General features: G+C 60.6%; 1 protein-coding gene. It reads left to right on the forward strand.

The genetic code is table 11. The annotated features are described in order from the left end of the window. Positions 1–246, forward strand: a 246-nt coding sequence (locus tag GBAG_RS21795; RefSeq protein ID WP_034500341.1) for an Ig-like domain-containing protein, incomplete at both ends; no start/stop codon positions are given.

A 246-nucleotide genomic window follows, 5' to 3' on the forward strand; every position in this document is an offset into this window, starting at 1 on the left:
GCCAGTGCCGACTGCGGCGCTGAACGAAGGCAACAACGATGTGCAGGTGATGGTCACTGGCGTCGATGCTTCGGGTAACACCGCAATTGCGGTGGAGCATAAAAATGTGGTGCTCGACACCCAGGCGCACAACGCCCTGACCCTCGACAGCGTGGCAGACGACAACACCATAAACCGCGCCGAATCCCGGATGCCGACCATGATTTCTGGTGTCGTCAGCGGCGATGCGCAGGCGGGCGATCATGT

It is taken from the genome of Buttiauxella agrestis ATCC 33320, from assembly GCF_000735355.1.
GTDB lineage: Bacteria > Pseudomonadota > Gammaproteobacteria > Enterobacterales > Enterobacteriaceae > Buttiauxella > Buttiauxella agrestis.